The organism is Pseudomonas sp. FW305-28 (assembly GCF_017351395.1).
Taxonomy (GTDB): Bacteria; Pseudomonadota; Gammaproteobacteria; order Pseudomonadales; family Pseudomonadaceae; genus Aquipseudomonas; species Aquipseudomonas fluorescens_AA.
On sequence record NZ_JACNDD010000009.1, the window covers coordinates 22,067 to 47,630 of the forward strand.

The window sequence follows — 25,564 nt, forward strand, 5'->3', positions numbered from 1 at the left end:
CGCCATGCGGAACCTATCGCGTATGGAATTTTTCGGCAGTGGCCTTGCCTGTACGCTGGCGCTCTGCGCCGCGAGTCAGGTCCAGGCCTATGCGTTGTATGCCGATGACGACACTCACCTCAACGCCGACATGCTAGCGGTGTTCGGCCATTTCAACAGTCGCAAGAACTACGACGGCAGGCCCGGCGGTTCAACCTGGCGCGAAGGCTTCATCAAGTATGGCGTCAGCGGCGACCAGGGCCTGGCCGGTCGTGGCAGCGCCTACGGTGCGTTCAGCCTGGTCAGCTCCGCCACCTGGGGCGATGGCGACGCGGCCGGCAATACACTGGGCAGCGAGCGCACGACGAAGATCGAAGACGCTTACCTGGGCTGGCGCTCCGCCGATCTGTTCCCTGTGTTGGGGCAGGACGGTGTCGATATCTCCGGCGGTCGCCAGGTGGTCAAGCTGGGCAGGGGATTCTTGATCAACGATGACGGGCCGAACCTGGGCAAAGGGCCTGCCGATGGTCGCTTGAATCGCGGGGGGGCCTATTACCTGGCCGCCCGGCATGCGTTCGACCAGACCGCCGTATTGCGTCTGGGCGGGCAGGAGGGGTTGCATGGCAGTGCGGTCTGGCTCAAGTCCGACAACCGTGCCCAGGCCGAAGCCGAACTGGCCGCTGGCACGCTGGACTACACCGCCAAGGCCGGGACATTGGGCTTGACCTGGATCCATGGCCTGGATGTGAGCGACCAGTGGGCCAGTGACTTCCAGAAGCAACGCAAGGGCATGGATGTCTACAGCATTCGTGGTGAAGGCGACGCGGGCATCGAGAACGCCAGCCTGGCATTCGAATACGCCTGGCAGGACAAGGACGCCGGCCCGCAGAACGCCTGGTACGCCGAGGCCGGTTATAGATTTGCCGATCTCGCTTGGGCGCCCAAGCTGACGTACCGCTACAGCCGCTATTCGCAGAAGTGGGATTCGCTGTTCACCGGGCAGAGCACGGGTTATGGCACGTGGTTCCAGGGTGAAGTCGCGGGCAATTATGCCGGGCCCTTCAACAGCAACACGGGCATTCATCATGTCGGCCTGACAGCCACGCCGCTGGAGAACCTGACCCTCGGTGCGTTGTACTTCGATTACAACACCGTACGTAAAGACAACGCCCTGAACCTGGATGCCCGCGAGCTGGATGTGTATGCCGAGTGGGTCGTCAACGAGCATTTGATCGTCACCCCGCTGATCGGCCTCTACAAGCCGGATCGGGATGCGACGACGGGAGGCAATCAAGTGACGGGCAATGGCACCAACGTGTACAGCCAGGTGACGGTGGCCGTGCCGTTCTGAGGCCGGAGTTGTTCGATAAAACCTTGTGGGAGCGGGCTTGCTCGCGATGACGGCGGCCCCATCAACATCCATCTCAACTGACCCACCGCAATCGCGAGCAAGCTCGCTCCCACAGGGAATTTGGGGGGAATTCAAATCCTGCAGTCATCCCGAAACTCGGCCCAGAGCGGTTAGCTCCCTCGCCACAGGGCACTGGTATGGCTGCACCTCCGGTTTCTAGCCGACGGCAGGCTGGGTATGCATCCGCTCGGCAATCCGCCGGGTGGTGTCCATCACCATTTCAACCACGGTTTCCTGGCGCAGCAGTTTGAAGCTGTGGGTGCTGCCCACGGCCGAAAGGCTGCCCACCACCTCGTCGAGCTCCGGGTTGACGATCGGCGCCGCGATACCGGTGAGGCCCAGGTTGAGTTCGTCGTGGGTCATGCAATAGCCATCCTTGCGGATTTTTTTCGTGGCCTTGGAAAAGCTTGCCCAGTCATGGCCGCTGTCGGGGTCGTTGGCCAGGTGTTCTTCGAACAGGCGTTGCAGGCGCCGACCCTTTTGGAAGGCGATCAGTACCTTGGATTGCGCACCGCGAAAAAACGGCAGTGGTTGGCCGCGGCCGAATGAGAACTGGTAGGTGTCACTGGGTTCGGCGATGTAGGTGTTGATGATGCGGCCGTCGTAGAAAACGCTGGCGAACACCGCCAGGCCAGTGGCGTCGGACAGCTCGTGCATCAACTCGCGGCCTGCCACGAGGATCGGGTCGTACTGCCGCATCATCCAGTCCAGCTCAATGATGCGTGGCCCCAGGCCGTAGCTGCCGGCATCCACGCGCACCAGCAGGCCGGCATCGCACAAGTCCTTGACGTAGCGGTACACGGTCGCCCGTGAGAGGCCCATGCGCTCGGCGATGGTCTCGGGGTCGATCTTCAATGTGGCCGGGCCGAAAAGGTCCAGCACACTCAGCATTTTGCTCAGACTGCTCATTTCGCTCCTAAAGGGGGGAATGGCGCGTAGGGGGTCGTTGGGTGAGCACTATAGGTAGCCGCGGCGCTGATGAAAAGCCCGCGCACTCGCTCAGGAGCGCGTCGCCACGGTAACCCAATGCTTGAGAAATACAAGCGGATTTTCAGTCGTTTACCTTCATAAAATATGCATTAATCTCAAAATATGATTTTAATGCAGAAAAATAGCTTGTTTTGTCGATTGTGCTGTGTGATAAATCTCAGCCACTGCAAACGCTCGATGAAGAGGGCTGGAAATGAATGGTGCGCAACTGATAGTGAAGGCGGCGGTGGCAAGCGGTATCGAATACTGCTTCGCCAATCCCGGAACGACTGAAATTCCCCTGGTGGCAGCCATGGCCAGTGCGCCAGCCCTCAAGCCGGTGTTGTCCTTGTTCGAAGGGGTGTGCACCGGTGCTGCGGACGGCTACGGCCGGATTGCCGGCAAGCCGGCGATGACCCTGACGCACCTGGGGCCAGGCTTTGCCAATGGCATTGCCAACCTGCACAACGCGCGTCGCGCCAACACCCCGATCGTCAACGTCATCGGCGATCACGCGTCATGGCACGTCAATTACGATCCGCCACTGGCCAGTGATATCCAGGCCTTGGCCGGCAGCGTTTCCAAGTGGGTACGGACCTCGCGCACGGCGTCGGGCGTCGGTGAGGATTTCCAGGAGGCGGTGCGTGCCGCCTGGCAAGCCAACGGTCAGATCGCCAGCCTGATTCTGCCGATGGACCTGCAAGCCAACACCGTGCAGCACGAGAAAGCCTTCACGGCATTGCAGGCTCCGGTCCGGCGTTTTGCCGGTGACCGGATCGAGGCGGTCGCCCAGGCCTTGCGCGATGGTCGGCGCCTGGTGTTTATCGTCGGCGACCAAGGCTTGTCCGTCGCCGGCCTGGAAGCGGCGGGGCGCCTGGCGCAACTGCCAGGCGTGCGCCTGTTCGCCGAAACCTTTCCGCGCTTGAGTTATCGCGGTGGTGGCCTGCCAGACCTGGATCGCCTGCCTTACTTCCCGGAAGTGGCCATCGAGATCCTTGACCAATACGACGCGGTGGTCTGTGCCGGCGTCCCCGAGCCCATCAGCTACTTCGGCTACGAAGGCATTGCCTCCCGGCTGGCAGAGCGTGAACGCCTGCTGTGTCTGGCCGAGGTGGGGGACGACGTTGCCGGGGCACTCACTGCGCTGGCCGATGCGCTTGAGGCGCCGGCTTACGTGCCTACGCCAACCGGTATCGAACTGCCGCCCGGCGAAGCCACGTTGACACCGCAGTCGGTGGGCCAGGTGCTGGCCGCATCGTTGCCGGACGACTGCATCGTTTCGGTGGAAGGCGGCACGTGCGGTTATCCGTTCTTCACCGCTTCGGCCCATGCCGCACGGCATCGGGTCCTGACCAACACCGGTGGAGCCATCGGCCAGGGCATCCCGGTGGGCTTTGGCGCCGCCATGGCCGAGCGTGGCAACAAGGTGTTCTGCCTGCAGTCGGACGGCAGTGCCCAGTACACCATTCAGACCTTATGGAGCATCGCCCGCGAGCAACTGCCGGTGGTGATCCTGATTGCGGCCAACCACCGCTACGCCATCCTGCAGAACGAGCTGCGCCGCTTCGGCATGACCGAGCTGGGCCCCGAGGCCCTGAGCCTGACGGTGCTGGACCGTCCACGTATCGATTGGAAGGCCCTGGCCAAGGGCTACGGCTTGCCGGCCAGCACTGTGCACACCAACGGTGAGTTGCAACGCGCCTTGGCCAACGCCAAGGCCGACGGTGGTCCTTGCCTGATCGAAATGGCGCTGTGAAGGAGCGGATATGAACCCGATTCAATTGTTACCTGCGGTCGAGAAGTTCCTGTCGCAACCGGGGCGTCTATTTATTGGCGGCACTTGGCAGGACGCCGCCAATGGTCGCCGGTTTGCCGTGGAAAACCCGGCCACTGAACACCCCCTGGCTGAAGTCGCCGAAGGTGGCGAACGCGACGTGGATGCCGCCGTCGCTGCCGCCCGCGCGGCCTTCACGGGGACCTGGGCACAGCAGTCCCCAGCCCAGCGCGGGTTGCTGCTGTTTCGCCTGGCGGAACTGCTCGACCAGCATCGCGAAGAGCTGGCGCAACTGATCACCCTGGAAAACGGCAAGCCAATCGGCGCGGCCCGGGGCGAAGCGGCCAGTGCGGCCAATATCATTCGTTACTTCGCCGGTTGGCCGACCAAGATCGAAGGCAGCACGCTGCCGGTGTCGCCCTCCAGTGGCGCGCCGATGCTCAATTACACCTTGCGCGAGCCGGTGGGCGTCTGCGCGTTGATCGTGCCGTGGAACTTCCCGCTGACGATGTGCGTGTGGAAACTCGGCCCGGTGCTGGCGACCGGTTGTGTCGCGGTGCTCAAGCCCGCCGAGCAGACGCCCCTGGTTGCCATTCGCCTGGTGCAGTTGATCGAGGCCGCCGGTTTCCCGGCCGGGGTGGTCAACCTGCTCACTGGCCTGGGTGCGCAGACCGGTGCACCGCTGGCCCAGCACCCGGACGTGGACAAGATCGCCTTCACCGGCTCGACCCAGGTGGGACGACTGATCGCCCAGGCGGCCACTGGCAACATGAAGAAGGTCTCCCTGGAACTGGGGGGCAAGTCCCCCAACATCATCCTGCCGGACGCCGACATTGTCCGGGCCGCCAAAGGCGCCGCCGATGGCATTTTCTACAACCAGGGCCAGGTTTGCACCGCCGGATCGCGTCTGTATGTGCACGCCAGCGTTCTCGACCAGGTGCTTGAAGAACTCCAGCGCCACGCGGCCGCCCATGTATTGGGGCCAGGCCTGGATCCGGCCAGCAGCATGGGCCCGCTGGTTTCGGCCCGGCAATTGGGCACGGTGCGTGGCTACCTGCAACGGGGCCAGGAAGAGGGCGCCGAACTGATCTGCGGCGGTGATCGGCCGGCCCACCTGGAGCGCGGCCACTTCATCCGCCCCAGCGTGTTTCTCGACCGCGCCGAGCGCGCCTGTGTCGCCCGGGAAGAAATCTTCGGCCCGGTACTGACCGTCATGAGCTGGACCGAAATCGATGAACTGGTGCTGCGCGCCAACGACTCGCCTTACGGTCTGGCGGCAGGTCTCTGGACCCGTGACTTGCGCTCCGCCCATCGCGTGGCGGCGCAGTTGAAGGCCGGCTCGGTGTGGATCAACTGCTGGAACGTCGTCGACCCGGCCTCGCCATTTGGCGGCTACAAGCAATCCGGCTGGGGTCGGGAAATGGGTAAGAACGTGATCGATGCCTACACCGAAACCAAAAGTGTCTTCGTCGATCTGGCCTGAACCGAATAATCACAAGAGGAACTGCTATGGATCTGGAATTGCAAGGCCGCGTGGCGATCGTCACCGGCGGCGGTATGGGCATCGGCAAGGAAGTCGCGCGCTTTTTGTCCCAGGAAGGTTGCAAGGTAGTGATCTGTGCGCGACGCATGGAGTTTCTCCAGCAAGCCGCCGAGGAAATCACCGCCGAGACCGGCAACGAAGTGCTGCCGCTGTACTGTGACACCAACCAGATGTCGGCGGTGTCCGACATGGTCGAGGCGGCCCACAAACACTTTGGCCGCATCGACATCCTGGTCAACGGCGCTGCGGCACCGTCCGGCGTGGTGCGCAACGACATCGAACATGCCGGCGACGACGAATTGCTTTCGGACCTCAACACCAAGGTGATCGGCTATTTCCGTTGCGCCAAGGCGGTGACCCCGCACATGAAGGCCGGTGGCTTCGGTCGCATCATCAACATCGGTGGCTTGACCGGGCGTGGCAGCAAGGTGCTCTCGGGCATGCGCAACCTGGCCATCGCCCACATGACCAAGACGCTCTCCGACCAACTGGGCCCTTCCGGCATCACCGTCAACCTGATCCACCCCGGTGTGGTCGACACCCCGCACATCCAGGAGCTGTACGAGCGCGAAGGGGTCAAGCAGGGCAAGACGCCTGAGCAGGTGGAGCAGGGCTACATCGACGCGACGCCGATCCGGCGCACCCTGGCACCCATCGAAATGGGCTGGCTGATCGGTTTCCTCGCATCCCCCAAGGCGGGCGCCGTGACCGGGGAATCCATTGGCATCGACGGCGGCTTGACCCGTGGCATCTTCATTTGAGGAGCAGCAGTGATGAGTAACGGAACCCTTTTGGTCGCCACCGTAGGGCAAGCGGTGATCCGCAGCGCCGACGATGGCCGTACCTGGCATCGCCTGGGCCTGGGCCAGGACCTGGAATTCGATGCGATCACCCGATCCCTGAGTTTCCACCCGGCTACGCCCGAGGTGATCTATGCCGGCACCGACGTTGGCTTGTGCATCAGCCGTGATACCGGCGGCCATTGGCAGCAGGTGGATTCGCCGTTCAACGGGCAGACCGTCTGGAAGGTGGCGGTGGATCCCCAGGATGCACAGCGTATTTTCGTGGGCACCGGTGCGCCGTCGCGCGCCGTGCTGTGGCGCACCCTCGACGGTGGCCAGCACTGGGACCGTGCCCCCGTGGAGATCCCGGAGTTCTGCGACGGCGTCAGTCGTCCACGCCTGCTGGCTTTCGCCTACGATCCGACGGACCGCAACCAGCTCTGGTTCGGCCTGGAAGAGGGCGGGTTGTTCCACAGTCGCGACGGGGGCGAGAGCTGGACCCGTGTCGATGATCGCTTGTTGTGGGACTTCAACTCGGACGTGCACAACATCGTGGTCCTGCCCAACCATGGGCAGAAGGTCATCGTCGTGGTGTGCGTCAACGCCGTTTACCGCAGCCTCGACGAGGGGCAGACCTGGACCGGCATCGTCGCCCGGGAAGCTTTCGGTCTGTATTACGTGCGCGCCATGAATGCACCGTTGGGCGGCGAGGATACGCTCTACCTGAGCATCTCCGACGGCACCCCAGGCACCACCAGCAAGGTCCTGGTTTCCCGGGATGCCGCCCTCAGTTGGGAAGTGCTGCCGCTGCCGCAACAACCCAACTCCTGTGTCTGGGCGATTGCCTTGAACCCTGCCGACCCTCGCCAGATCGTCGCCGGCACCAAGTACGGGCATCTGTTCACCTCCGAAAATGGCGGTGACGGCTGGCAGAAGCAGTGGCGTGAGTTCAGTGAAATCGCTGATGTGCTCTGGACCCCCGCCGTGGCGAAAATCAAGTCCGGGCATCAATCCATCATCAAGAAAAACTGAGGTATCGCGCGATGAAAGTCGAAGTCGTTCGTACTCACCTGTCGTTGTTCGTGAGCGACCCGGAAGTGTCGGCCCGCTGGTACGCCGATGTGCTGGGCATGCATGAAAGCGCCCGGGGTGAAAGCTGGATCATGATGGCGTTTGGTGCCAAGCATCACGACATCGCATTGCTCCGCGCAGAGCCCGGCGCCCACCAGGGCGGCCTGGGGTTGCAGCACTACGGGCTGGAGATCGCGGGCGACATGACCACCCTGCGCAAGCTCTACGGCATGTTGCTGAACAAGGGCGTCGAGGTGGTGAAGATCACTGACCACGAGATCGGCAACGGCGTGTACTTCAACGACCCCGATGGCAATCGCATGGAGTTTTTCCTCGAGTCCGAACACGACGACGAGCGCGGCAAGGCCCGCTTCAAGGCCGCTGGGGCCCCCAGCCGGCATTTCGATCTCGACCCACTTTAAAGAGGCAAGTCTGATGAAGACCGCAAATTTCGCCAGTTACCACATCCGCAAATGGTACAGCTTCGTCGAGGAAACCCTGGCCAACGAAACCGGCCAGTTGGCCGATGGCGAGCCGCTGTTCAAGTACGCCATTGGGGCGGTGATCGCCAACCCTTATGCCGGACGTTTCAGCGAAAGCCTGGCCGAGTTGATAGAGCCGTCACCTTTGCTGGGCCAGGAGTTTGGTCGGCGTATCCAGGCCCTGGCCGGCGAGCGTGAGATTGTCAGTTACGGCAAGGCGTGCCTGGTGGGCAGCCAGGGCGAGTACGAGCACGGCAATGCGTTGCTGACCAATCCGGCGGCGGATCCGATCCGTGTCGCATTGGGCGGTGGCAAGTCCTGGGTGCCCTCCACCGGCAAGCGTGGCGGGCCTGGCGTGACCATCGACGTACCGCTGGCTCACAAGGACGCGCTGTATGTCCGCTCCCATTACGACAGCATTTCCCTGTCGTTCGGCGATGGTCCCTCGGCCGACGAGTTGATCATCATCTGGGCCTTCGCCACGCGTGGGCGTTTGCATGCACGTCTGGGTGGTCTGCAGGCCGCTGACGTCAAGGGCAATGACGGCCTGTATTGAGGTGCGCTGACGTGGGAAGCCAACGAATGTCTGCAAACAGCCGGTTCTTCACCAATCGTTCGGGGATGCGCCTGCACTACTTGTCGTGGGGCAATGCGTCAGGCATTCCCGTGTTGCTGCTGCATGGGCTGCGGGCCTATGCCCAGACCTGGGCGTCCCTGGCCAATGCCTTGGGCGAGCAATTCTGTTGCCATGCCCTGGACCAGCGCGGCCGTGGCGACAGCGACTGGGCAGAGGCTTCCAGCTACCGGACCGAAGCCTATGTCAGCGATCTGGAAGATTGGGTCACGCACCTGGGGCTGGAGCGTTTCGTCCTGGTCGGGCATTCCCTCGGCGGCACCAATGCGCTGGAATATGCCCGGCTCAATCCTGGACGCCTGCAAGCCCTGGTGATCGAAGACATTGGCCCTGGCTCGTCGATCAGCGGCGACGGTGCCGAGCGCATCCGTCGCGAGATGAGCCAGACGCCCCTGTTGTTTCCCGACTGGGAAAGTGCCGCGCAATTCTGGCGCCGCTCACGTCCCGGTCTGTCCGCCCAGGGGCTGGCGTCCAGGTTGACCCATTCGATGAAGGAAACCCCGGCAGGCATCGGCTGGCGTCATGATCAGGCCGGCATTGCCCAGGCGCGCCTGAGCATCACCCCGACCGATCTTTGGCCGGCGGTCCGGGCACTGGATTGCCCGACGCTGTTCATCCGTGGTGCGCGTTCCGATTTTCTGCCCGAGGCGACCCTGGAGGCCATGAAGGAGGCCAATCCACGCGTGCATACAGCGCAAATCGCCGACGCCAGCCATTATGTCCATGACGACCAGGAGGACACGTTCAACCGTGTCGTCATGGATTACTTGCACGACCAATGCCTACAACCACAACAACAAAGCGGTGAATAACGATGAAGCAGGAGAAGACCCAGGTTGTCATCGTGGGCGGCGGCCCGAACGGGATCACGGCCGCTCATTACATGGGGCTGTACGGTATCGACTGCATCGTCCTGGAATTGGCTGACGGCGTCCTGCCGTATCCCCGCGCGGTGGGCATGGATGACGAGGCGCTGCGGGTGTTGCAGGGCATCGGCATCGCCGAGCTGGCCGCGCGCGACATGATCTGCAACGTGCCCCTGCGTTACTACAATGCGCGAGGCGTCTGTTTTGCCGAGGTCAAGCCGAGCACGGCGAACTATGGCTGGCCGATGCGCAACATCTTCATGCAACAGTTGCTTGAAACGACATTGCGCGAGCAGTTGGGCAAACACACCACTGTCGAGTTGCGCCAGGGCCATGAAATGCTCGACCTGGAGCAGGATGCCGAGGGTGTGACCTTGCAGGTGCGCGATGCCTGGGGCGAGCTCTATCAACTGCAGGCGCAGTACGTGATCGGTGCCGATGGCGGACGCTCCAGCGTGCGCAAGAAACTCGGCATCGAACTGCTGGGGCTGACCCATCCGCGCAAATGGGTGGTGATCGATACGGCCAACGACAGCCTGGATGCACCTTATACGGCGTTGCATGCCGACCCCCAGCGACCTTTCGTCTGTATCTACCTGCCGTATCAGCAGCGGCGCTGGGAGTTCATGCTCCTGGAGGGCGAAGACGAAACCCGGATGTGCGAAGAGGCGACGATCCGGGACTTGATCCGTGGGCATATCGGCGACGCGGTCGACCAACTGGAAATCATCCGGATCCGCGCCTACACCCACAACTCCCGGGTCGCGGCGCGCTTTGTCCAGGGCCGTGTGGCATTGGTGGGGGACGCGGCGCATATTTCCCCTCCATGGGCCGGGCAGGGGCTCAATTCGGGCTTGCGTGATGTGGCCAACGTCAGCTGGAAGCTCGCCGCGATTCTCCAAGGGCGGGCGTCGCCGACGATCCTGGCCAGTTACGACCAGGAGCGCCGTGGGCATGCGACCGATCTCATCGCGTTGGCCGACAACATGGGCGCCGTCCTGGGGCTGACCAACCCGTTGATGGCGGGTGTGCGTGACTGGTTGTTCCAGGCCGTCAACAGCGTCGACAACTTGCGTTCGCATTTGCTGGAATTCAAGTTCAAACCCAAGGCGACCATCACCAAAGGCCTGGTGTATCACGAGCGCGCCGAGTTGCATGAGGATGATCTGGTCGGGCAGTTGTTCATCCAACCGTCCATCGAAGATGCCCAGGGCCAGCGCCGACGCCTGGACGAGGTGCTGGGGCATTCCTATGCAGTGCTGGGGTATCGGGTCGACCCGAGCGAACAGCTCAGCGAAGAAACCGCCGCCTGGTGGGCGCGCTGGGAGACGCGCTTCATCCAGATCAATCGCTCGCGCAGTGGCGTGGGGCGCAACCAACCTTTGTCGGCCAGCGGGGCCATTTGCGTCGAGGACGTCGATAATCGCTTGGGCGAATGGTTTTCCAAGGTGCGAGACTGCATCGTGGTGGTGCGGCCGGATCGGTTCGTGGCCGCGATCACCACGCCCGAGCGGCTTGAGGGCGTGTTGCGCAAACTGGCGGAGCAACTCTCATGAGCCGCGAAGATCATCTGTTGGTCCGGCTTCACGATGCCGCGCAGGCCGTGCACGCCTTGCCTTCGTTGGAGCCACAGGCCGTCGACCTGCCGATGGGCTACACCTTGCAGCGCGAGGCGCTGCGTCGGCGCCAGGCCGGTGGTGAGCGCTTGACCGGATGGAAAGTGGCCTTCGCCGGCCGCGCCGCCCAGGACCGTTTCGGTATTGATGAGCCGGTCTTGGGCGCACTGACCGATGCCATGGTCGTGGACCCCGGCCGTGGGGTGTCGCTTGCGCGGCTGATCCAGCCAAAGTTGGAAATCGAGCTGGCGTTTGTCCTGGGGCGTACGCTGGTGCCCGGTTTCTACAGCGACGAGGACATCCTCGCCGCGGTGTCCGAGATCGCGCCGGCATTCGAAATTGCCGATTGTCGCTGGCAGGGCTGGCGTTTCGGCGTCGGCGCGTTTCTTGCCGACAATGCCGCCGCGGGGCTGTATTGCCTGGGGCCGCGGGTCAGGTTCCATCCCGAGCAATTGGCCCACCTGAACTATCGCTTGGCGTGCGATGGGGTGCCCTGTGGCGAGGGCAATGCCCAGGCGCGCGAAGACACGCCCCAGGCCAACCTGTGCTGGCTGGTCCGGCGCTTGCTGGCCGACGGGCAGTGCGTTGACGCGGGCCAGGTGGTGCTGTCCGGCGCTTTGTTGGCACCGTTGGAGATCAAGGCCTCCGAGTACCGGTTGTACATGCTTGGCATGGAACTGGCTTTGGTTTTCCGGCAGTAAGCACCGTTCACCCAAAGGAGCCCGTGGCGAGGGAGCTTGCTCCCGCTTGAGTGCGAAGCGCTCACAAAAATGGGTCTGCTGCGCAACCCAGCGGGAGCAAGCTCCCTCGCCACGGGTTTTAGAGGTCCTTGAACAACGGTACCAGGCAATAAACGCAGGGCCACCGAGGAACAATGATCATGTTCGCCGAAGTCCGTACCTTCAATGATCCTCAGCAACACGCCGGTTCGATCCTGGGCTGGCAACAAGTCTATGACCAGCTCGGGCGTGGATGTCTTTCCAGCGAGCTGCGCCAGGTGTGCGCCGAACGTTTCCAGATTTTCCAGGAGGTGCTGGATAAACGCGTGGTGCAGCACGGTTGCGCGCCAAAAGGGCGCTTGTGCATTGCCATGTCGCTGGGCGGTGCGCCGGTGGTCCAGGGGCACCAAGTGGGCGCTCAGAGCGTGGTGTTGTTGCGTGATGGCGAGGACTTCGTCTTGCACGCCCCGGAGGGCATGCATTTCTTCGCGGCCAATGTCGACACGGTGCGGTTCGCCAAGCTGGCGGCCTACGAACTGTCGAGCGAACAGCTCAAGCGTTTGAAAAACGTGTCCCAGGTCAGCGTGGATGAAGTGGTACTGCGCCGCGTGCAACAACGCATCCACCCACTGTTTCGTCGCCTTTTGGAACAGGCGGACGCCGTCAATCCCGCCTCGGAAAAAATCCTCGAAGACGTTCTGCTCAATGCCTTTCTCGACCTGTTCAGCCACGCCTCGGACGAGGTGCGTGGCCGACGCGGCAACTTTGCCGTCAGTGCCTACCTGGTCAAGCGTTGCCAGGAGCTGGTCGTCGCCAGTGCCGATGTGCCCTTGAGCATTCTCGACTTGTGCGAGCAATTGCGGGTCAGCCGCAGGACCCTGCAGAACAGTTTCCAGGCGGTGACCGGGATGCGCCCGGTGGAGTACCTGCGCAACCTGCGGCTCAATGCCGTGCGTCGCCGTTTGATCACGACCCGTGCGGCGGCGCAGAACGTCGGTGAGATCGCCGTGGAGATGGGGTTTTTCCACCTGAGCCATTTTGCGTTCCATTATCGGGCGCTGTTTGGCGAGTCACCTTCGGATACGCCCAGGGCGCCGGCGTGATGAGCCGCCGTTTGCGGTGTTACCGAAGCACCATCGCGCACCTGTAAAGGGCAGCCACTGAGCTGTTTGGTAGCACACGGCTGCAGCCTCGCCAGTGGCAGGGCTCACGGCAGCCAGTCACTTTTCCTCGGTAAATTCCTTCAAATCAAACGCTTGCACGATTGCGTGAGAAGTTGGCACGCATTCTGCCTTTTTGAATTCATGGATAATTGGATACAAAAATGCAGAAGGTGCTGCCATGCAATTTGCTCCGACATACGCTGAACGCCCGCCCATGACCGCCGAGGAGGAGGCCTACAACTTCCTGCTCGATGCCATTTGTGGCGGTCGGTTACGCAAGGGTGACCGGTTGATTGCCGAGGACATTGCCAACGAGATCGGCATGAGCCGGATGCCGGTGCGCGAGGCCTTTCGCCGTCTGGATGCCCAGGGCCTGGTGACCCTGCGGCCCAATCGCGGGGCGGTTGTCAGCGGCTTGGACATTGATGAGCTGCACGAAGTCTTCGAAATGCGCAGCGCCCTGGAAGGCCTGGCGGTCCGTGTCGCGACAGCACGCATTGGCGAGCGCCAGTTGGCCGCCTTGGAGCGCTTGCTGGATGAGATGGACGACTACCGCGAGGAAAGCGCCGAGTGGGTCAGCCGCCATCGCGCCTTCCATGAATACCTGTGCAGCCTCAGCGGTCGCCCACGATTGCTCAAGCAGATCAGCGCGCTTTACTCCCTGATCGAAGCGCCCATGCGCCTATGGCTGCAGCATGTGGAAAAGCCCCTGAGTGCGCGTCAGGAGCACATGTTGATCCTCGATGCCCTGCGTGCGGGCGATGCCGAGAAGGCCGAGGCGGTGGTGCGTGGGCACATCGAAGGCACCGTTCCTGAATTGATCGAGTTCCTGCAATCGAAAAAATAACGAGAGCAGGCCCCGAGCCTGCCCGTGTTCTGACTTTGAGTACTGCCCGTTACCTACTGAACTGGAGTGTCTGGTCATGCATAAGCCTCGCCTGTTGGTTGCCGTTTTATCCTTGGGTTTCTGTGCGCAGTGGGCGGTTGCCGCGCCCGTTGTCCCGGAGCGTTTGCTCAAGGTCGACAAACTCGTCTACTGCTCAGGCATGGATTCGCCGCCGCTGGTGTCTTTTGATGAAGCGCAGAAACCCAAGGGATTGACCGTGGACCTGGGGCTGGAAATCGCCAAGCGCCTGGGTGACAAGAAGGTGGAGTGGCGGGTCATTCCCTTTTCCGGATTGCTCCCCGCGTTGCTGGCCCGCCAGTGCGACATGATCGTCGATCAGCTGTTTGACAAGCCCGAGCGCCGCGAGGTGATCGACATCGTCAACTACATGTATTCCAGCCAGGCGGTGGTGGTGCCCAAGGGCAATCCGAAGGGCCTCAAGACACTGCCGGATCTCTCCGGGCACAAGGTCGCGGTGCTCAACGGTTCCACCATCAAGACCCTGCTCGACGCCGAGAACGAAACCCTGGCCAAGGCCGGCAAGCCGGCGATGAAGCTGGTGGTCTACAACACCGACACCGATGCCTTCCAGGCCCTGCGCATCAGCCAGGTCGACGCCTACGGCACCACCGTGGAAACCGCCGGTTACTACGCGGCCATGGCGCCCGACCTGTTCGAGGAAGGCGTGCCGGCCTTCAGCCGGATCCTCACCGGCCTGGGCATCCGCAAAGACGATCCGCAACTGACCGCCGCCGTGCAGCAGGTGATCGGCGATATGCGCAGCGATGGCAGCTACAGCCAACTGCTTGGCAAATGGCATGTCGCCAGTGACACACTTGATTGAGGTGAACCATCGATGAATTTCAATTGGGATGTGTTCTGGCAGTACCTGCTGCAGCCCAGTGGGGTGTACCTCACCGGGCTCTGGCTGACCTGCCTGATCAGTGTGCTGGCGATGCTGCTGGGCTGTGCCCTGGGGCTGGCCGCCGCGTTGCTGCGGTTGTCGAGCAACCCGTTGCTGCATTTGCCGGTGCGCTTTTACGTGTGGCTGATGCGCGGCACGCCGTTGCTGGTGCAGATCGTCTTTCTCTACACCGCGCTGGCCGCCGGCGGGATTTTCCGCTTCGAAGACATCGACCTGTTCGGCCTGGTGATCCCCGGCAATATCCAGGCGGCGATCATCGCCCTGGGCCTCAACGAGGGGGCCTACATGGCCGAGATCATCCGCGCCGGCATCGGCGCGGTGGACAAGGGCCAATACGAGGCCGGGCGTTCCCTGGGCATGACCTTCGCCAAATTGATGCGCCGCATTGTCCTGCCCCAGGCGTTCCGGGTCATCGTTCCGCCGCTGGGCAACGAGTTCAACGTGATGCTCAAGAACACCACGCTGGTCAGTGTGATCGGCGTCCAGGAACTGTTGCTCAGTACCCAGATGGTCACGTCGGCGACGTTCCGGGTGTTCGAGCTGTACCTGGTGGTGGCGATCTACTTCCTGTTGCTGACCACGTTGTGGGGCTTTTTCCAGCGCTGGCTGGAGACCCGTTTCGGCCAATCGGATCGGCCTTCGTCGCCACCGCCGGCGTCGACGCGAATGTTCGGTCGCAGCACCTTGAATCTGCTGAGGGCACGTTAACCATGGCGCATAAAAGCGAAGAGCTGATCATCGAGGCGCTGGACGTTCACAAGTCCTTCGGCGAGCTGCAGATTCTCAAGGGCATTTCCCTGCAAGTGCGGCGTGGCGAAGTGGTGGTGCTGATCGGTGCGTCGGGCTCCGGCAAGACCACCTTCATTCGTTGCATCAATCTGCTGGAAGACATCCAGGGCGGACGCATCCGCGTCAATGGCCGGGCCATGGGGTATCGCGAGCGGGCCGACGGCAGCCTGGTGCGTGAGTCGGAGCGCAACATCGCCCGGCAGCGGCGGGACATCGGCATGGTGTTCCAGCGCTTCAACCTGTTCCCCCACATGACCGCCCTGGAGAACATCATCGAGGCGCCGATCCAGGTGCTCGGGGTGTCGCGTGCCGCTGCATTGAAACAGGCCCGCGGGTTGCTGGAGCGGGTCGGCCTGGCGGACAAGGCCGATCACTACCCGTCGATGCTCTCCGGCGGCCAGCAACAGCGGGTGGCGATTGCCCGGGCCCTGGCCATGAAACCCCAGGCCATGCTGTTCGACGAGCCCACCAGCGCCCTCGACCCGGAGACCGTCGGCGAGGTGCTGCAAGTGATGAAGGAGTTGGCCGAGGAGGGGATGACCATGGTCGTGGTGACCCACGAGATGGGCTTCGCCCGGGAAGTGGCCGACCGTGTGGTGGTCCTGGACCAGGGCGAGCTTATCGAGCAAGGGCCGCCGGAGCAGATCTTCTGTCACCCCATTCATCCGCGGACCCGGGCTTTCCTCAGCCGGGTGCTATGACCCCTGCAAAGTTGTTTACCCCCTTGAGTCCGGTCAATCAATTCCCGTATTGAAGAGTCTTCGCCATGCTGACATTTTCTGCCCACGAATACCCTTATCCATCCCAGCGCCAGAGCGTTTTCGCCCGTCGGGGCATGGTCGCCGCGTCCCAGCCCCTGGCGGCCCAGGCGGGCATCGAGATCATGCAAAAAGGCGGCAATGCCATCGACGCCGCCATCGCCACGGCAGCAGCGCTGACGGTGGTGGAGCCCACTGGCTGCGGCATCGGCGGTGACGCTTTCGCCCTGGTCTGGTGCAAGGGCCAGTTACACGGCCTCAACGGCAACGGGCATGCGCCGGCGGCCTTGAGCATCGAGGCGGTCAAGGCCGCCGGTCATGGGCAGATGCCGATCCATGGCTGGACACCGGTAACCGTCCCGGGCTGCCCATCGGCTTGGGCGCAGTTGTCGCAGCGCTTTGGCAAGCTGCCCTTTGCCGAGCTGCTGCAACCGGCCATCAGCCTGGCCCGGGACGGCTTTGCGCTGTCGCCGGTAGTTGCCCATCAATGGCAGATCGCGCTGAACGAGTTCACGCCCCATCGCGATGCCGTCCTGGAAGCCTGGTTCGAGACTTTCCTGATCGAAGGCCGGGCGCCCCGGGCCGGGGAGATTTTTCGCAACCCGGCCCAGGCGCGCACGCTCCAGGAATTGGCCGACACCGGCTGTGAAAGCCTCTATCGCGGGGCGTTGGCCGAACGCCTGGACGCCCACTCCCGGGCCAGCGGCGGCTACCTGCGCGCCTCGGACCTCAGGGATTATCGCGCCGAGTGGGTCGACCCGATCCACGTCAATTACCGAGGCGTGGATGTCTGGGAAATCCCGCCGAGCGGGCAGGGCCTGGTGGCCTTGATGGCGCTGAAGATTCTGGAAGGTTTCGACTTCGATCAGCGTGACAGCCAACAGACCTGGCATCGTCAACTGGAAGCGATGAAGTTGGCCTACAGCGACGGCCTGCACTACATCACCGACCCCCTGCACATGCGTGTGGCGGTGGCTGACCTGCTCAGCGATGACTACAGCGCCCGTCGGCGCGGGCAGATCGGCGAACAGGCCCAACCGCCCAAGCCCGGCGACCCCCACGCCAGCGGCACGGTGTACCTGGCCACCGCGGATGGGGAGGGCAACATGGTCTCGTTCATCCAGAGCAACTACCACGGGTTCGGCTCCGGCGTGGTGCTGCCCGACAGCGGAATCGCCCTGCAGAATCGCGGGCAGGAGTTCAGCCTCGATCCGAGCCACGCCAACTGCCTGGCCCCGGGCAAGAAAACCTTCCACACCATCATTCCCGGGTTCCTTACCCGTAATGGCGAGGCCCTCGGCCCCTTCGGCGTGATGGGCGGCTACATGCAGCCCCAGGGGCATGTGCAGATGGTCATGAACCTGGTGGATTTCGGCCTGAACCCGCAAGCGGCCTTGGACGCACCGCGTTGGCAATGGCTGGGAGACATGAAGGTCGGGATCGAACACGGGGCTTCAAGGGACCTGGCCAATGCCCTGGCGCGACGGGGGCATGAGGTGCAGATCGCCAGCGACCTGACCGACTATGGGCGTGGCCAGATCATCCTGCGCGACCCGGTCAGTGGTGTGCTGTGCGGCGGGACCGAGCCCCGGGCGGATTCGCATATTGCTGTGTGGTGATGAGCGCAGGTAAACGGGTTTCACTCATCGGCTATGCCTGAGTGGATCTTGATGACGACCTTGCCCTTGGACCGTCCTTGCTCGACATAATCCAGGGCATCCGCCGTCGCGTCGAAGGTGAAGGATCGGTCAACCACCGGCTTGATGCTGCCGGACTCGACGAGCGTGGTGATCTCACGCAGTTGAGGACCACTGGCGCGCATGAACACGAAGGCGTAGCTCACCCCCTTTCGGCGGGCCTTGCGGCGTATGCCACTGCTCAGCAGGCCCATGATCAGCCGCAGCGGCCAGGAAAATCCCTGGGCCTGGGCGAACTGTGGGGTGGGTGGTCCCGAGATGGAAATGAGTTGGCCACCGGGTTTGAGGATCTTCAGCGACTTCTCCAGTTCATCGGCGCCCAAGCTGTTCAACACGACGTCATAGTCCTGCAGCACGCTTGAGAAATCCTGCTGTTTGTAATCGATGACAACGTCCGCTCCCAGCGCCTTGACCCAAGGTACATTGGCGGTGCTGGTGGTGGTCGCAACGAAGGCGCCGAGGTGTTTGGCCAGTTGGATGGCGAGGGTGCCGACGCCACCTGAACCGGCGTGGATGAACACCTTTTGGCCTTTCTTTACCTGGGCGGTTTCAACCAGCACCTGCCAGGCCGTCAGGGCGACCAAGGGCAGGGCGGCGGCTTCCTCCTGGCTGACGTTTGTGGGTTTCAGGGCCAGGGCATTTTCGTTCACTGCAATCTGCTCGGCGAAGGTGCCGATGTGCCCATCCGGGACGCGGGCATAGACTTCATCCCCCGGTTTGAAATGCTCGACACGGGATCCCACCCGCATCACGACCCCGGCCACGTCATGCCCCAATACCAAGGGAAACGAGTAGGGCAGGATCAGCTTGAATTCGCCTTTGCGGATCTTTGAGTCCAGGAGGTTGACGCTGGCGGCATGCACGCGGACCAGCACGTCGTGGTCAGCCACTGCTGGGGCCGGTATGTCGCCCATACGGCCGCTGTGCTTGGCGTAGCGGTCGATTAAAAATGCCTTCATGGTGCTTTGCTCTCATAAGGGATGCTGCGGACTGGTCACCCGGCCAGGCATCCAGGAATGCCAGCGCTGTCCTTCGCGCCGGCGCCCGCTGAACGATGATTACGCCAGGTCTTGATAGCGCTCGGCAACCTGGGACTGCTTGATTTGCCCGAGCAGGCCTTGGCGCGCCGCCTGCAAGGCATCCCAGCGTGCCTCTTCCTGCAGCGGCGGGATGGTCACCGGCTCGCGACGGTCAAAACCGACCAGCGCGGCGTCGACCAGGTCACCGACTTCCATGACTTCATTCAAGGTGTTGATGTCGATGCCCGCGCGCTCCCAGATCTCGGTACGGGTCGCGGCCGGCAGGACGGCTTGCACGTAGACACCTTTAGGCGACAGTTCCAGGCTGAGTCCCTGGGAGAGGAACAACACGAACGCCTTGGTCGCGCCGTAGACCGACATGCCGAATTCCGGTGCCAGGCCGACCACGGAGCCGATGTTGATGATCGCACCGTCACCCGCCTTGACCAGGCGGGGGGCGATGGCGCTGGCCAATCGGACCAGCGCGGTGGTGTTGAGCGACACGAGGTTCGCGACGCTGTCGGTCGACTGCTCGATGAAGGTGCCGGACTGGGCGGCGCCGGCGTTGTTGACCAGGATACCGATGCTGGCGTCGTCCCGCAGGCGGGCTTCGACGCTCGTCAGGTCGCTGATCTGGGTCAGGTCGGCCTGGAGAATGTCGATGGCAACAGTGTGTTCGCTGCGCAGCTTGGCGGCCAGGGCTTGCAGGCGCGCGCCGTCGCGGGCCACCAGGACGAGATTGTGGCCGCGTTGCGCAAAGCGCTGGGCATAGACTGCGCCGATGCCGGTGGAAGCGCCAGTGATGAGAACGGTTGTGCGAGTGTCCATGGGTGATTCTCTTCTTCAGGGATTGATGAGCGAATCGCGCGCTGTTGTCCAGGCGCTCGGTTGGGGTCGGGGCAGTGTTACCGCGCGCTGGATTGCGCGAGCGTTGGGTAGTCGATGTAGCCCGCCGCACCGCCGCCGTAGAGGGTGGCGGGATTGAACGCCGACAGCGGCGAGCCGGTTCTGAGTCGTTCCACCAGGTCTGGGTTGCCAATGAACGGCCGGCCAAAGGCGATCAGGTCAGCCTGGTCTTCGGCGAGTCGCGAAGTGGCCAGGTCCAGGTCGTAGCCGTTGTTGGCGATGTAGGTGTTATTGAAGCGCTGGCGCAACGCGGCGAAGTCGAAGGGCGCAACATCGCGCGGCCCGCCCGTCGCACCTTCGACCACGTGCAGGTAAACGATGTCCAGGGCGTTGAGCTGGTCGACCAGGTAGTCGAACTGGGCTTGTGGCGCGCTGCTGGACACACCATTGGCCGGCGACACAGGCGAAATGCGCAGGCCGGTACGTTCGGCGCCGACTTCTTTCACGACGGCCGCGGTCACTTCCAGCAGCAGGCGAGCACGGTTTTCAATCGAGCCACCGTAGGCGTCGGTGCGCACGTTGGCGCCGTCCTTGAGGAACTGGTCCAGCAGATAGCCGTTCGCGCCGTGGATCTCTACGCCGTCAAATCCTGCCGCGATGGCGTTCGCTGCCGCCTGGCGAAAATCGTTGACGATTCCGGGCAACTCGCTGATGTCCAGCGCTCGTGGTTCGGAAACGTCTTGGAAACTGTTGTTGACGAATACCTTGGTCGCCGCACGCAAGGCGGAGGGGGCCACGGGCGCCGCGCCGTTCGCTTGCAGGTCAACGTGGGAAACCCGCCCGACATGCCACAGTTGCAGGAAGATCCGCCCGCCTTTGGCATGCACGGCATCGGTCACCTTGCGCCAGCCGTCGATCTGCGCCGGTGTGTAGATCCCGGGGGTGTCCTGGTAACCCTGGCCCTGCTGGGAAATCTGTGAGGCTTCGGAGATCAGCAGGCCGGCGGACGCTCGCTGGCTGTAGTAAGTGGCCGCGAACTCGCTCGGTACAAAACCTTGCCCCGCACGGTTGCGTGTCAGCGGTGCCAGGACCACGCGGTTGGAAAGCGTGAGATTACCCAGCTTATGAGGTGTGAACAGATTCTGGTCGGTCATGGCGTCTTGTTTCCGTGGGTTGGATAAGAATTGCGTGCAACCTGCCGAGGTGAGCGCGGCTTTTCATTAGGATGATGACCGAAATCTAAACTGTCAACGAATTTGATTATGCTCGACATCTATGTATGATGTGAGCGTGATTTTCGAGCAGCACGAGGAGTTAAAAAATGCGGGTGACCAAGGCCCAGGCCCAGGCAAATCGGGAGCACATCGTCGAGACGGCGTCTGTCTTGTTCCGTGAGCGAGGCTTTGACGGCGTGGGTGTGGCGGATCTGATGGCGGCCGCCGGGTTCACCCACGGCGGTTTCTACAAACATTTCGGCTCCAAGGCCGACCTGATGGCCGAAGCGGCCGCGCGCAGCCTTGCGCAATCGCTGACCAACAACGCGGGTCTCGACGTGCCCGGGTTCGTCAATCTCTACGTGTCCCGGGATCACCGTGACGCCCCGGGTGGCGGTTGCACCATGGCGGCACTGTGCGGGGACGCTGCCCGTCAATCGCCCGAGCTGAAGGCGACTTTTTCCAGCGGTATCGAAAACATGCTGGCGGCGCTCGCGAGCCGGTACGAGACCGGGCAAGACGCGCCGCAGGCAGAGGTCAGGGCGAAAATGCTCGACATGTTGGCCCATGTCGTCGGCGCGGTCATGTTGTCGCGGGCCTGCCCGGACGATTCCGCCCTGGCTGATGAAATCCTCGAGGTCTGCCGCACCCGGATCATCGCATCACTGCCGCCATCGCCCGCGCAGCAGCCCTGACGGATACCGGTTGGCCTTACAGCGACGCCCTGACCACCAGTGGGCAATCCACCGGCTGGGCGCCCGTCAGTTCGAGGGTCTCGATCAGGTGCCGGGCCGCCTGGCGACCGATCTCGTAGTAGGGCAGTTGGACCGTGGTCAGCGGCGGCATGAACAGTTCGGCGATGCCGATCATGTTGTCATAGCCCAGCACTGCGACATCGTCAGGAATTTTCAAGCCGCGACCCAACAGCAGTTGATAGGCGCAGAAGGCGATGCGGTCGTTGCCACAGACCAGGATGTCGAATTGCGGACGGCCGTCGACGATATGCCGGTCGAGAATGGCGGCGGTTTCACCGTAGGCATCGTGATCGGAAAGGTCGTATTGCAGGAGTGCTTCAGGCGCCAGCCCGAATGCCTGGCAGGCGCGTTGCAGACCTTGTTGGCGCAGATTCCAGGCGACACTCTTCCTGGGCAAGTTGATACACAGCGGGCGCCGATAGCCTTGGCTCAAGGCATGATGCACGGCGCGGTACTGCCCGGCTTCATCATCCGGCACGTAGCTGACCAGTTGGCTGTCATCGGCCAGGCAATTGGCGAGTACCAGCGGCTTGCTCTTGAGTCGCTCGGGAATGCTCACCTGGCGCAACCCCATGGCACTGAAGATCAACCCGTCGGGGCGATGCGACAGCATCAGGTCGATGTTCTGGTCGGTGGGCGGGTTGCTCAGCAGGTTGAGGATGAAGACGTTCCAGCCAGCCTGCTGCGCGGTCTGTTCGATGGACAGCAGCAACTCGACGGCGAACGGCGTGGTCGCGGTGTCCAGGGCGAACACACCGATGGTGCGCGCCTGCAAGTTGTCGCCGCGCATCCTGCGCGCCGACAGGCTCGGTACGAATTGCAGTTCATCGATGGCGCGGCGTACCCGCTGAAGGGTCTCGGGGCTCAGTTTTTCCGGCGTGTTGAGCGCGCGCGAAACCGTCATCAGGGATACGCCGGCCAGCTGTGCAACGTCTTTCACGGAAGTCATGCGAAGTGCGGCCAGTCAGGTTGACGCAGAATCATGACACAGCGCCCGGGCTTCTCGCGACTCGAATGACGCGACTCACAGCCAACCCGAGGCCAGGGGCCAGGCGTTGGAAATGGCGACGTGCCCGCCCGTCCCGCTCGCCAACAGCTTCACCCCGAGGCTGTCGGGCCGCGGATAGAGGCGACTGCTGAGGCTGAAGCGGCCGCTTTGCTCAAACACCTCGATGGATGAACGATCGAGAAACACCCGCAGATGCAGTTGCGTTTGCGCCGGCTCTATCGGCACGCTGCGCTGGCCGCTCACTTGCGCACCCGAGCGACTGCGATCGAGCACCAGGCGTCGCAGTGACGCGTCGTAGTACAGCAGGGTCTGTTCCTGCTCATCGGCACTGCAGCGCAAGGCGATGCCCAACTGACCTTCGGTGCAATCGAGCAGGTCCAGATGCACATGGATCTCCAGTCGGTCGCCACTTACTTGCGGCACCCAGCGGCTGCCCGACTCGCCCCACGGCGCAATGCTCGGCAACGGCGCCTGGCGCAGCGCAACCAGTTCCCGCGCCGGAAACACGCCGAGGCGATCGCCCTGCAGTTCCAGCTCCCGTGGCAAACCGAGCATGCCGCACCAGTGATGGGCCTGGCTCGGCATCGGGCTTTCCCACATGTCCAGCCAGGCCCACACCAGGCGCCGGCCATCAGCGGCCACCAAGGTTTGCGCGGCATAGAAATCGTGGCCGTTATCCAGCTCGATGAACGGCCCGCCGCTGAAGTGCCATTCGCTGTCGAGTTGGCCAATGCGATAACCGGTCTGATACTTGTTGAGCCGTTCGTACCCCGCCGGTTGCATGCCTTGGGGGGAGTACAGCAGTACGTCGCGTCCGTTGAGGCGAAACAGGTCTGGGCATTCCCACATGTAGCCGTCGCCGTCAGTACCCCTGGACACGTAATCGAGAAACTCCCAGGCGCGCAGGTCCGTGGAGCGATACAGCGGCAGCAGCGGCGTGTCGCCCAGGCGCGCCCCGGCAATCAGGTACCAATAACCATCCTCCTGCCAGACCTTGGGGTCGCGAAAGTGCATGATCGCCGCTTGCGGCGCGTCCTCGATAACGGCGCCATGCTTGACGAAGCGGACGCCGTCGACACTGGTGGCCAGGCACTGGACCTGGCGGATCAGGCGTTCGTCGCCCACTTCTCCCAGCCAGGTGTGTCCGGTGTAGATCAGCGCCAGGGTGTCGCCACACACCACCGCGCTACCGGAAAAACAGCCGTCGCGGTCGAAATCGTCGCCCGGTGCCAGGGCAATGGGCAGATGTTGCCAATGAACCAGGTCGGCGCTCTTGGCGTGGCCCCAGTACATCGGGCCCCATTTGGCGTCGAAGGGGTGGTGTTGGTAGAACACGTGGTACTCGCCCCGAAAAAACACCACCCCGTTAGGGTCGTTCATCCAGCCCGTTGGCGGGGCCAGATGATAGTCGGGTCGATAGTCGTGGATCAGGCGAGACAGGCCATCACGCAGGGCCTGCTGCGCATGTTCAAGAGAGGCGGGCATCGGATTGCTCAGGCTATTCAAGGATAAAGTCATAGGGCGCCCGCATGGGCCGGGCGCAGGGCGACGTCATCGGGCAGGCGGTCGATGGCGTGGCGCTGCAACGCCGTGCCGTGTGTGTCGAACACATGCAGATTGTCGATATCCAGTTGCAGTTCGACCCGATCGCCCACTCGCCATCCGGCGTTGACCTCACAACGACAGACCATGGGGTCGTCCTGGCCGGTGTCGAGGTGCACATAGGTTTCACTTCCCAGGTATTCGACCCCGCTCACCGCGATGCCGGCCGTTCCCTGGGCCGCCTTGAGGGCGATATGTTCCGGACGAATCCCCAGGCTCAGTTGCGTATTCGCCGCCAGCCCCGAGCTGTCGAAGGGCAGGGACGTCATGCCCAGCACCAGGCTTTCAACCTGGCTGGTTTCGCCTGGCGTATGCAGGAACGCGGCAAGGAAATTCATCCTGGGTGAGCCCAGGAAACCGGCGACAAAGCGGCTGGCCGGACGCTCATAGAGTTCCCGTGGCGAGCCGACCTGCTCGATGCGGCCGCCATTGAGCACGACAATCTTGTCGGCCAGGGTCATCGCTTCAACCTGGTCGTGGGTCACGTAGATCATGGTCGAGCCCAGTCGTCCATGCAGCCGGGCGATTTCGTTGCGCATCTGCACGCGCAGGGACGCGTCGAGGTTGGACAGTGGCTCGTCGAACAACAGAATGTCCGGCTCCCGCGCCATGGCCCGGCCCATGGCCACGCGCTGGCGCTGGCCGCCCGACAGTTCCCGTGGCTTGCGTTGCAGCAGTTTGTCCAATTGCAGGATCTGCGCGGTTTTCAGCACCCGCTCGCGCAGGCTGGTCTTTTCGGTCTTGGCCAGCTTGAGGCCAAAGCTGATGTTGTCGTAGACGCTCATGTGCGGGTACAGCGCATAGGACTGGAACACCATGCCGACGCCACGCTCGCGCGGCTCCAGGTCGTTGACCCGGCGTCCGTCGATCAGCAGGTCGCCGCCACAGATCGAATCCAGCCCGGCGATCAGCCGCAGCAGGGTCGACTTCCCACAGCCCGAAGGGCCGACGAAGACCACGAATTCGCCTGCCGAGATTTCCAGGCTGACGTCGCGAAGAATGCGTGCGCCGCCCAATTGTTTGTTCACGTTGTCCAGCTTCAACTTGATCACGAT

At 63.0% G+C, this 25,564-nt stretch carries 25 protein-coding genes; 17 read left to right on the forward strand and 8 right to left on the reverse strand.

The window, feature by feature from the left end; translation table 11 throughout:
- Positions 1–4: 4 nt before the first annotated feature.
- Positions 5–1,330: a hypothetical protein gene (locus J4E53_RS03870; RefSeq protein WP_103308350.1), complete on the forward strand. Its 1,326-nt coding sequence runs from the start codon at positions 5–7 to the stop codon at positions 1,328–1,330.
- 216 nt (positions 1,331–1,546) lie between these two features.
- On the opposite strand, the gene J4E53_RS03875 is transcribed toward J4E53_RS03870, so the two are convergent.
- Complete coding sequence (locus J4E53_RS03875; RefSeq protein WP_060742721.1) at positions 1,547–2,299, reverse strand: IclR family transcriptional regulator; 753 nt, start codon at positions 2,297–2,299, stop codon at positions 1,547–1,549.
- Positions 2,300–2,573: 274 nt separating this feature from the next.
- Here J4E53_RS03875 and J4E53_RS03880 point away from each other — a divergent pair, with 274 nt between their 5' ends.
- From J4E53_RS03880 to J4E53_RS03925, 10 genes are all read left to right on the forward strand, one after another.
- Positions 2,574–4,115: an acetolactate synthase large subunit gene (locus J4E53_RS03880; RefSeq protein WP_103308348.1), complete on the forward strand. Its 1,542-nt coding sequence runs from the start codon at positions 2,574–2,576 to the stop codon at positions 4,113–4,115.
- A gap of 10 nt (positions 4,116–4,125) precedes the next feature.
- Positions 4,126–5,616 carry an aldehyde dehydrogenase family protein gene (locus tag J4E53_RS03885; protein WP_103308347.1) on the forward strand — a complete coding sequence of 497 codons (1,491 nt, stop codon included), beginning with the start codon at positions 4,126–4,128 and terminating at the stop codon, positions 5,614–5,616.
- A gap of 26 nt (positions 5,617–5,642) precedes the next feature.
- Positions 5,643–6,437, forward strand: coding sequence for an SDR family NAD(P)-dependent oxidoreductase (locus J4E53_RS03890; protein WP_060742718.1), 795 nt, complete (start codon positions 5,643–5,645; stop codon positions 6,435–6,437).
- Positions 6,438–6,449: 12 nt separating this feature from the next.
- Positions 6,450–7,490 carry a YCF48-related protein gene (locus tag J4E53_RS03895; protein WP_103308346.1) on the forward strand — a complete coding sequence of 347 codons (1,041 nt, stop codon included), beginning with the start codon at positions 6,450–6,452 and terminating at the stop codon, positions 7,488–7,490.
- Positions 7,491–7,501: 11 nt separating this feature from the next.
- The gene (locus J4E53_RS03900; RefSeq protein WP_060742716.1) at positions 7,502–7,951 is read left to right on the forward strand and encodes a VOC family protein; all 450 of its coding nucleotides are present in this window, start codon (positions 7,502–7,504) and stop codon (positions 7,949–7,951) included.
- A 13-nt stretch (positions 7,952–7,964) separates the two neighbouring features.
- On the forward strand, positions 7,965–8,567 hold the full coding sequence (locus J4E53_RS03905) for an amino acid synthesis family protein (RefSeq protein WP_060742715.1): 603 nt from the start codon (positions 7,965–7,967) through the stop codon (positions 8,565–8,567).
- 26 nt (positions 8,568–8,593) lie between these two features.
- The gene (locus tag J4E53_RS03910) at positions 8,594–9,457 is read left to right on the forward strand and encodes an alpha/beta fold hydrolase (RefSeq protein WP_103308345.1); all 864 of its coding nucleotides are present in this window, start codon (positions 8,594–8,596) and stop codon (positions 9,455–9,457) included.
- A gap of 2 nt (positions 9,458–9,459) precedes the next feature.
- Positions 9,460–11,067 carry a bifunctional 3-(3-hydroxy-phenyl)propionate/3-hydroxycinnamic acid hydroxylase gene (locus J4E53_RS03915; protein WP_103308344.1) on the forward strand — a complete coding sequence of 536 codons (1,608 nt, stop codon included), beginning with the start codon at positions 9,460–9,462 and terminating at the stop codon, positions 11,065–11,067.
- Positions 11,064–11,828, forward strand: coding sequence for a 2-keto-4-pentenoate hydratase (locus J4E53_RS03920; RefSeq protein WP_103308343.1), 765 nt, complete (start codon positions 11,064–11,066; stop codon positions 11,826–11,828). The genes J4E53_RS03915 and J4E53_RS03920 overlap by 4 nt, the downstream gene beginning before the upstream one ends.
- 179 nt (positions 11,829–12,007) lie before the next feature.
- Positions 12,008–12,949 (forward strand): helix-turn-helix domain-containing protein, encoded by a 942-nt coding sequence (locus J4E53_RS03925; RefSeq protein WP_103308342.1) that lies wholly within the window; start codon positions 12,008–12,010, stop codon positions 12,947–12,949.
- Between the two features lie 117 nt (positions 12,950–13,066).
- Here J4E53_RS03925 and J4E53_RS30700 read toward each other — a convergent pair whose 3' ends face one another.
- Complete coding sequence (locus J4E53_RS30700; RefSeq protein ID WP_256587143.1) at positions 13,067–13,189, reverse strand: hypothetical protein; 123 nt, start codon at positions 13,187–13,189, stop codon at positions 13,067–13,069.
- On the opposite strand from J4E53_RS30700, the gene J4E53_RS03930 reads away from it, so the two are divergent.
- From J4E53_RS03930 to J4E53_RS03950, 5 genes are all read left to right on the forward strand, one after another.
- The gene (locus J4E53_RS03930) at positions 13,188–13,856 is read left to right on the forward strand and encodes a GntR family transcriptional regulator (protein WP_060742710.1); all 669 of its coding nucleotides are present in this window, start codon (positions 13,188–13,190) and stop codon (positions 13,854–13,856) included. The genes J4E53_RS30700 and J4E53_RS03930 overlap by 2 nt on opposite strands.
- Before the next feature lie 76 nt (positions 13,857–13,932).
- Entirely contained in the window at positions 13,933–14,739 is an 807-nt protein-coding gene (locus tag J4E53_RS03935) for an ABC transporter substrate-binding protein (protein ID WP_060742709.1), read from the forward strand.
- A 12-nt stretch (positions 14,740–14,751) separates the two neighbouring features.
- Positions 14,752–15,528, forward strand: a complete 777-nt coding sequence (locus tag J4E53_RS03940) for an amino acid ABC transporter permease (protein ID WP_060742708.1) — start codon at positions 14,752–14,754, stop codon at positions 15,526–15,528.
- Positions 15,529–15,530: 2 nt separating this feature from the next.
- Complete coding sequence (locus J4E53_RS03945) at positions 15,531–16,310, forward strand: amino acid ABC transporter ATP-binding protein (RefSeq protein ID WP_103308341.1); 780 nt, start codon at positions 15,531–15,533, stop codon at positions 16,308–16,310.
- Between the two features lie 65 nt (positions 16,311–16,375).
- On the forward strand, positions 16,376–17,986 hold the full coding sequence (locus tag J4E53_RS03950) for a gamma-glutamyltransferase family protein (protein ID WP_103308340.1): 1,611 nt from the start codon (positions 16,376–16,378) through the stop codon (positions 17,984–17,986).
- 20 nt (positions 17,987–18,006) lie between these two features.
- Here the strand turns inward: J4E53_RS03950 and J4E53_RS03955 are convergent, their stop codons facing one another.
- The 3 genes from J4E53_RS03955 to J4E53_RS03965 all read right to left on the reverse strand — a co-directional run bounded on the left by J4E53_RS03955 (position 18,007) and on the right by J4E53_RS03965 (position 21,083).
- Positions 18,007–19,023 carry an NADP-dependent oxidoreductase gene (locus J4E53_RS03955; protein WP_103308339.1) on the reverse strand — a complete coding sequence of 339 codons (1,017 nt, stop codon included), beginning with the start codon at positions 19,021–19,023 and terminating at the stop codon, positions 18,007–18,009.
- A 99-nt stretch (positions 19,024–19,122) separates the two neighbouring features.
- Positions 19,123–19,911, reverse strand: coding sequence for an SDR family oxidoreductase (locus J4E53_RS03960; protein WP_060742704.1), 789 nt, complete (start codon positions 19,909–19,911; stop codon positions 19,123–19,125).
- A 77-nt stretch (positions 19,912–19,988) separates the two neighbouring features.
- On the reverse strand, positions 19,989–21,083 hold the full coding sequence (locus J4E53_RS03965) for an alkene reductase (protein ID WP_103308338.1): 1,095 nt from the start codon (positions 21,081–21,083) through the stop codon (positions 19,989–19,991).
- A gap of 167 nt (positions 21,084–21,250) precedes the next feature.
- On the opposite strand from J4E53_RS03965, the gene J4E53_RS03970 reads away from it, so the two are divergent.
- Complete coding sequence (locus J4E53_RS03970) at positions 21,251–21,838, forward strand: TetR/AcrR family transcriptional regulator (protein ID WP_060743234.1); 588 nt, start codon at positions 21,251–21,253, stop codon at positions 21,836–21,838.
- Positions 21,839–21,854: 16 nt separating this feature from the next.
- On the opposite strand, the gene J4E53_RS03975 is transcribed toward J4E53_RS03970, so the two are convergent.
- From J4E53_RS03975 to J4E53_RS03985, 3 genes are all read right to left on the reverse strand, one after another.
- Entirely contained in the window at positions 21,855–22,847 is a 993-nt protein-coding gene (locus tag J4E53_RS03975) for a LacI family DNA-binding transcriptional regulator (protein WP_103308337.1), read from the reverse strand.
- Positions 22,848–22,922: 75 nt separating this feature from the next.
- Positions 22,923–24,425, reverse strand: coding sequence for a glycoside hydrolase family 32 protein (locus J4E53_RS03980; protein ID WP_103308336.1), 1,503 nt, complete (start codon positions 24,423–24,425; stop codon positions 22,923–22,925).
- Positions 24,422–25,561 (reverse strand): ABC transporter ATP-binding protein, encoded by a 1,140-nt coding sequence (locus J4E53_RS03985; RefSeq protein WP_060742700.1) that lies wholly within the window; start codon positions 25,559–25,561, stop codon positions 24,422–24,424. The genes J4E53_RS03980 and J4E53_RS03985 overlap by 4 nt, the downstream gene beginning before the upstream one ends.
- Positions 25,562–25,564: the final 3 nt, after the last annotated feature.

Bases quoted from the DNA above. Each gene is read 5' to 3' on its own strand.
- J4E53_RS03870 (WP_103308350.1), top strand. From the start codon at position 5: ATGCGGAACCTATCGCGTATGGAATTTTTCGGCAGTGGCCTTGCCTGT.
- J4E53_RS03875 (WP_060742721.1), bottom strand. From the start codon at position 2,299: ATGAGCAGTCTGAGCAAAATGCTGAGTGTGCTGGACCTTTTCGGCCCG.
- J4E53_RS03880 (WP_103308348.1), top strand. From the start codon at position 2,574: ATGAATGGTGCGCAACTGATAGTGAAGGCGGCGGTGGCAAGCGGTATC.
- J4E53_RS03885 (WP_103308347.1), top strand. From the start codon at position 4,126: ATGAACCCGATTCAATTGTTACCTGCGGTCGAGAAGTTCCTGTCGCAA.
- J4E53_RS03890 (WP_060742718.1), top strand. From the start codon at position 5,643: ATGGATCTGGAATTGCAAGGCCGCGTGGCGATCGTCACCGGCGGCGGT.
- J4E53_RS03895 (WP_103308346.1), top strand. From the start codon at position 6,450: ATGAGTAACGGAACCCTTTTGGTCGCCACCGTAGGGCAAGCGGTGATC.
- J4E53_RS03900 (WP_060742716.1), top strand. From the start codon at position 7,502: ATGAAAGTCGAAGTCGTTCGTACTCACCTGTCGTTGTTCGTGAGCGAC.
- J4E53_RS03905 (WP_060742715.1), top strand. From the start codon at position 7,965: ATGAAGACCGCAAATTTCGCCAGTTACCACATCCGCAAATGGTACAGC.
- J4E53_RS03910 (WP_103308345.1), top strand. From the start codon at position 8,594: ATGTCTGCAAACAGCCGGTTCTTCACCAATCGTTCGGGGATGCGCCTG.
- J4E53_RS03915 (WP_103308344.1), top strand. From the start codon at position 9,460: ATGAAGCAGGAGAAGACCCAGGTTGTCATCGTGGGCGGCGGCCCGAAC.
- J4E53_RS03920 (WP_103308343.1), top strand. From the start codon at position 11,064: ATGAGCCGCGAAGATCATCTGTTGGTCCGGCTTCACGATGCCGCGCAG.
- J4E53_RS03925 (WP_103308342.1), top strand. From the start codon at position 12,008: ATGTTCGCCGAAGTCCGTACCTTCAATGATCCTCAGCAACACGCCGGT.
- J4E53_RS03930 (WP_060742710.1), top strand. From the start codon at position 13,188: ATGCAATTTGCTCCGACATACGCTGAACGCCCGCCCATGACCGCCGAG.
- J4E53_RS30700 (WP_256587143.1), bottom strand. From the start codon at position 13,189: ATGGCAGCACCTTCTGCATTTTTGTATCCAATTATCCATGAATTCAAA.
- J4E53_RS03935 (WP_060742709.1), top strand. From the start codon at position 13,933: ATGCATAAGCCTCGCCTGTTGGTTGCCGTTTTATCCTTGGGTTTCTGT.
- J4E53_RS03940 (WP_060742708.1), top strand. From the start codon at position 14,752: ATGAATTTCAATTGGGATGTGTTCTGGCAGTACCTGCTGCAGCCCAGT.
- J4E53_RS03945 (WP_103308341.1), top strand. From the start codon at position 15,531: ATGGCGCATAAAAGCGAAGAGCTGATCATCGAGGCGCTGGACGTTCAC.
- J4E53_RS03950 (WP_103308340.1), top strand. From the start codon at position 16,376: ATGCTGACATTTTCTGCCCACGAATACCCTTATCCATCCCAGCGCCAG.
- J4E53_RS03955 (WP_103308339.1), bottom strand. From the start codon at position 19,023: ATGAAGGCATTTTTAATCGACCGCTACGCCAAGCACAGCGGCCGTATG.
- J4E53_RS03960 (WP_060742704.1), bottom strand. From the start codon at position 19,911: ATGGACACTCGCACAACCGTTCTCATCACTGGCGCTTCCACCGGCATC.
- J4E53_RS03965 (WP_103308338.1), bottom strand. From the start codon at position 21,083: ATGACCGACCAGAATCTGTTCACACCTCATAAGCTGGGTAATCTCACG.
- J4E53_RS03970 (WP_060743234.1), top strand. From the start codon at position 21,251: ATGCGGGTGACCAAGGCCCAGGCCCAGGCAAATCGGGAGCACATCGTC.
- J4E53_RS03975 (WP_103308337.1), bottom strand. From the start codon at position 22,847: ATGACTTCCGTGAAAGACGTTGCACAGCTGGCCGGCGTATCCCTGATG.
- J4E53_RS03980 (WP_103308336.1), bottom strand. From the start codon at position 24,425: ATGACTTTATCCTTGAATAGCCTGAGCAATCCGATGCCCGCCTCTCTT.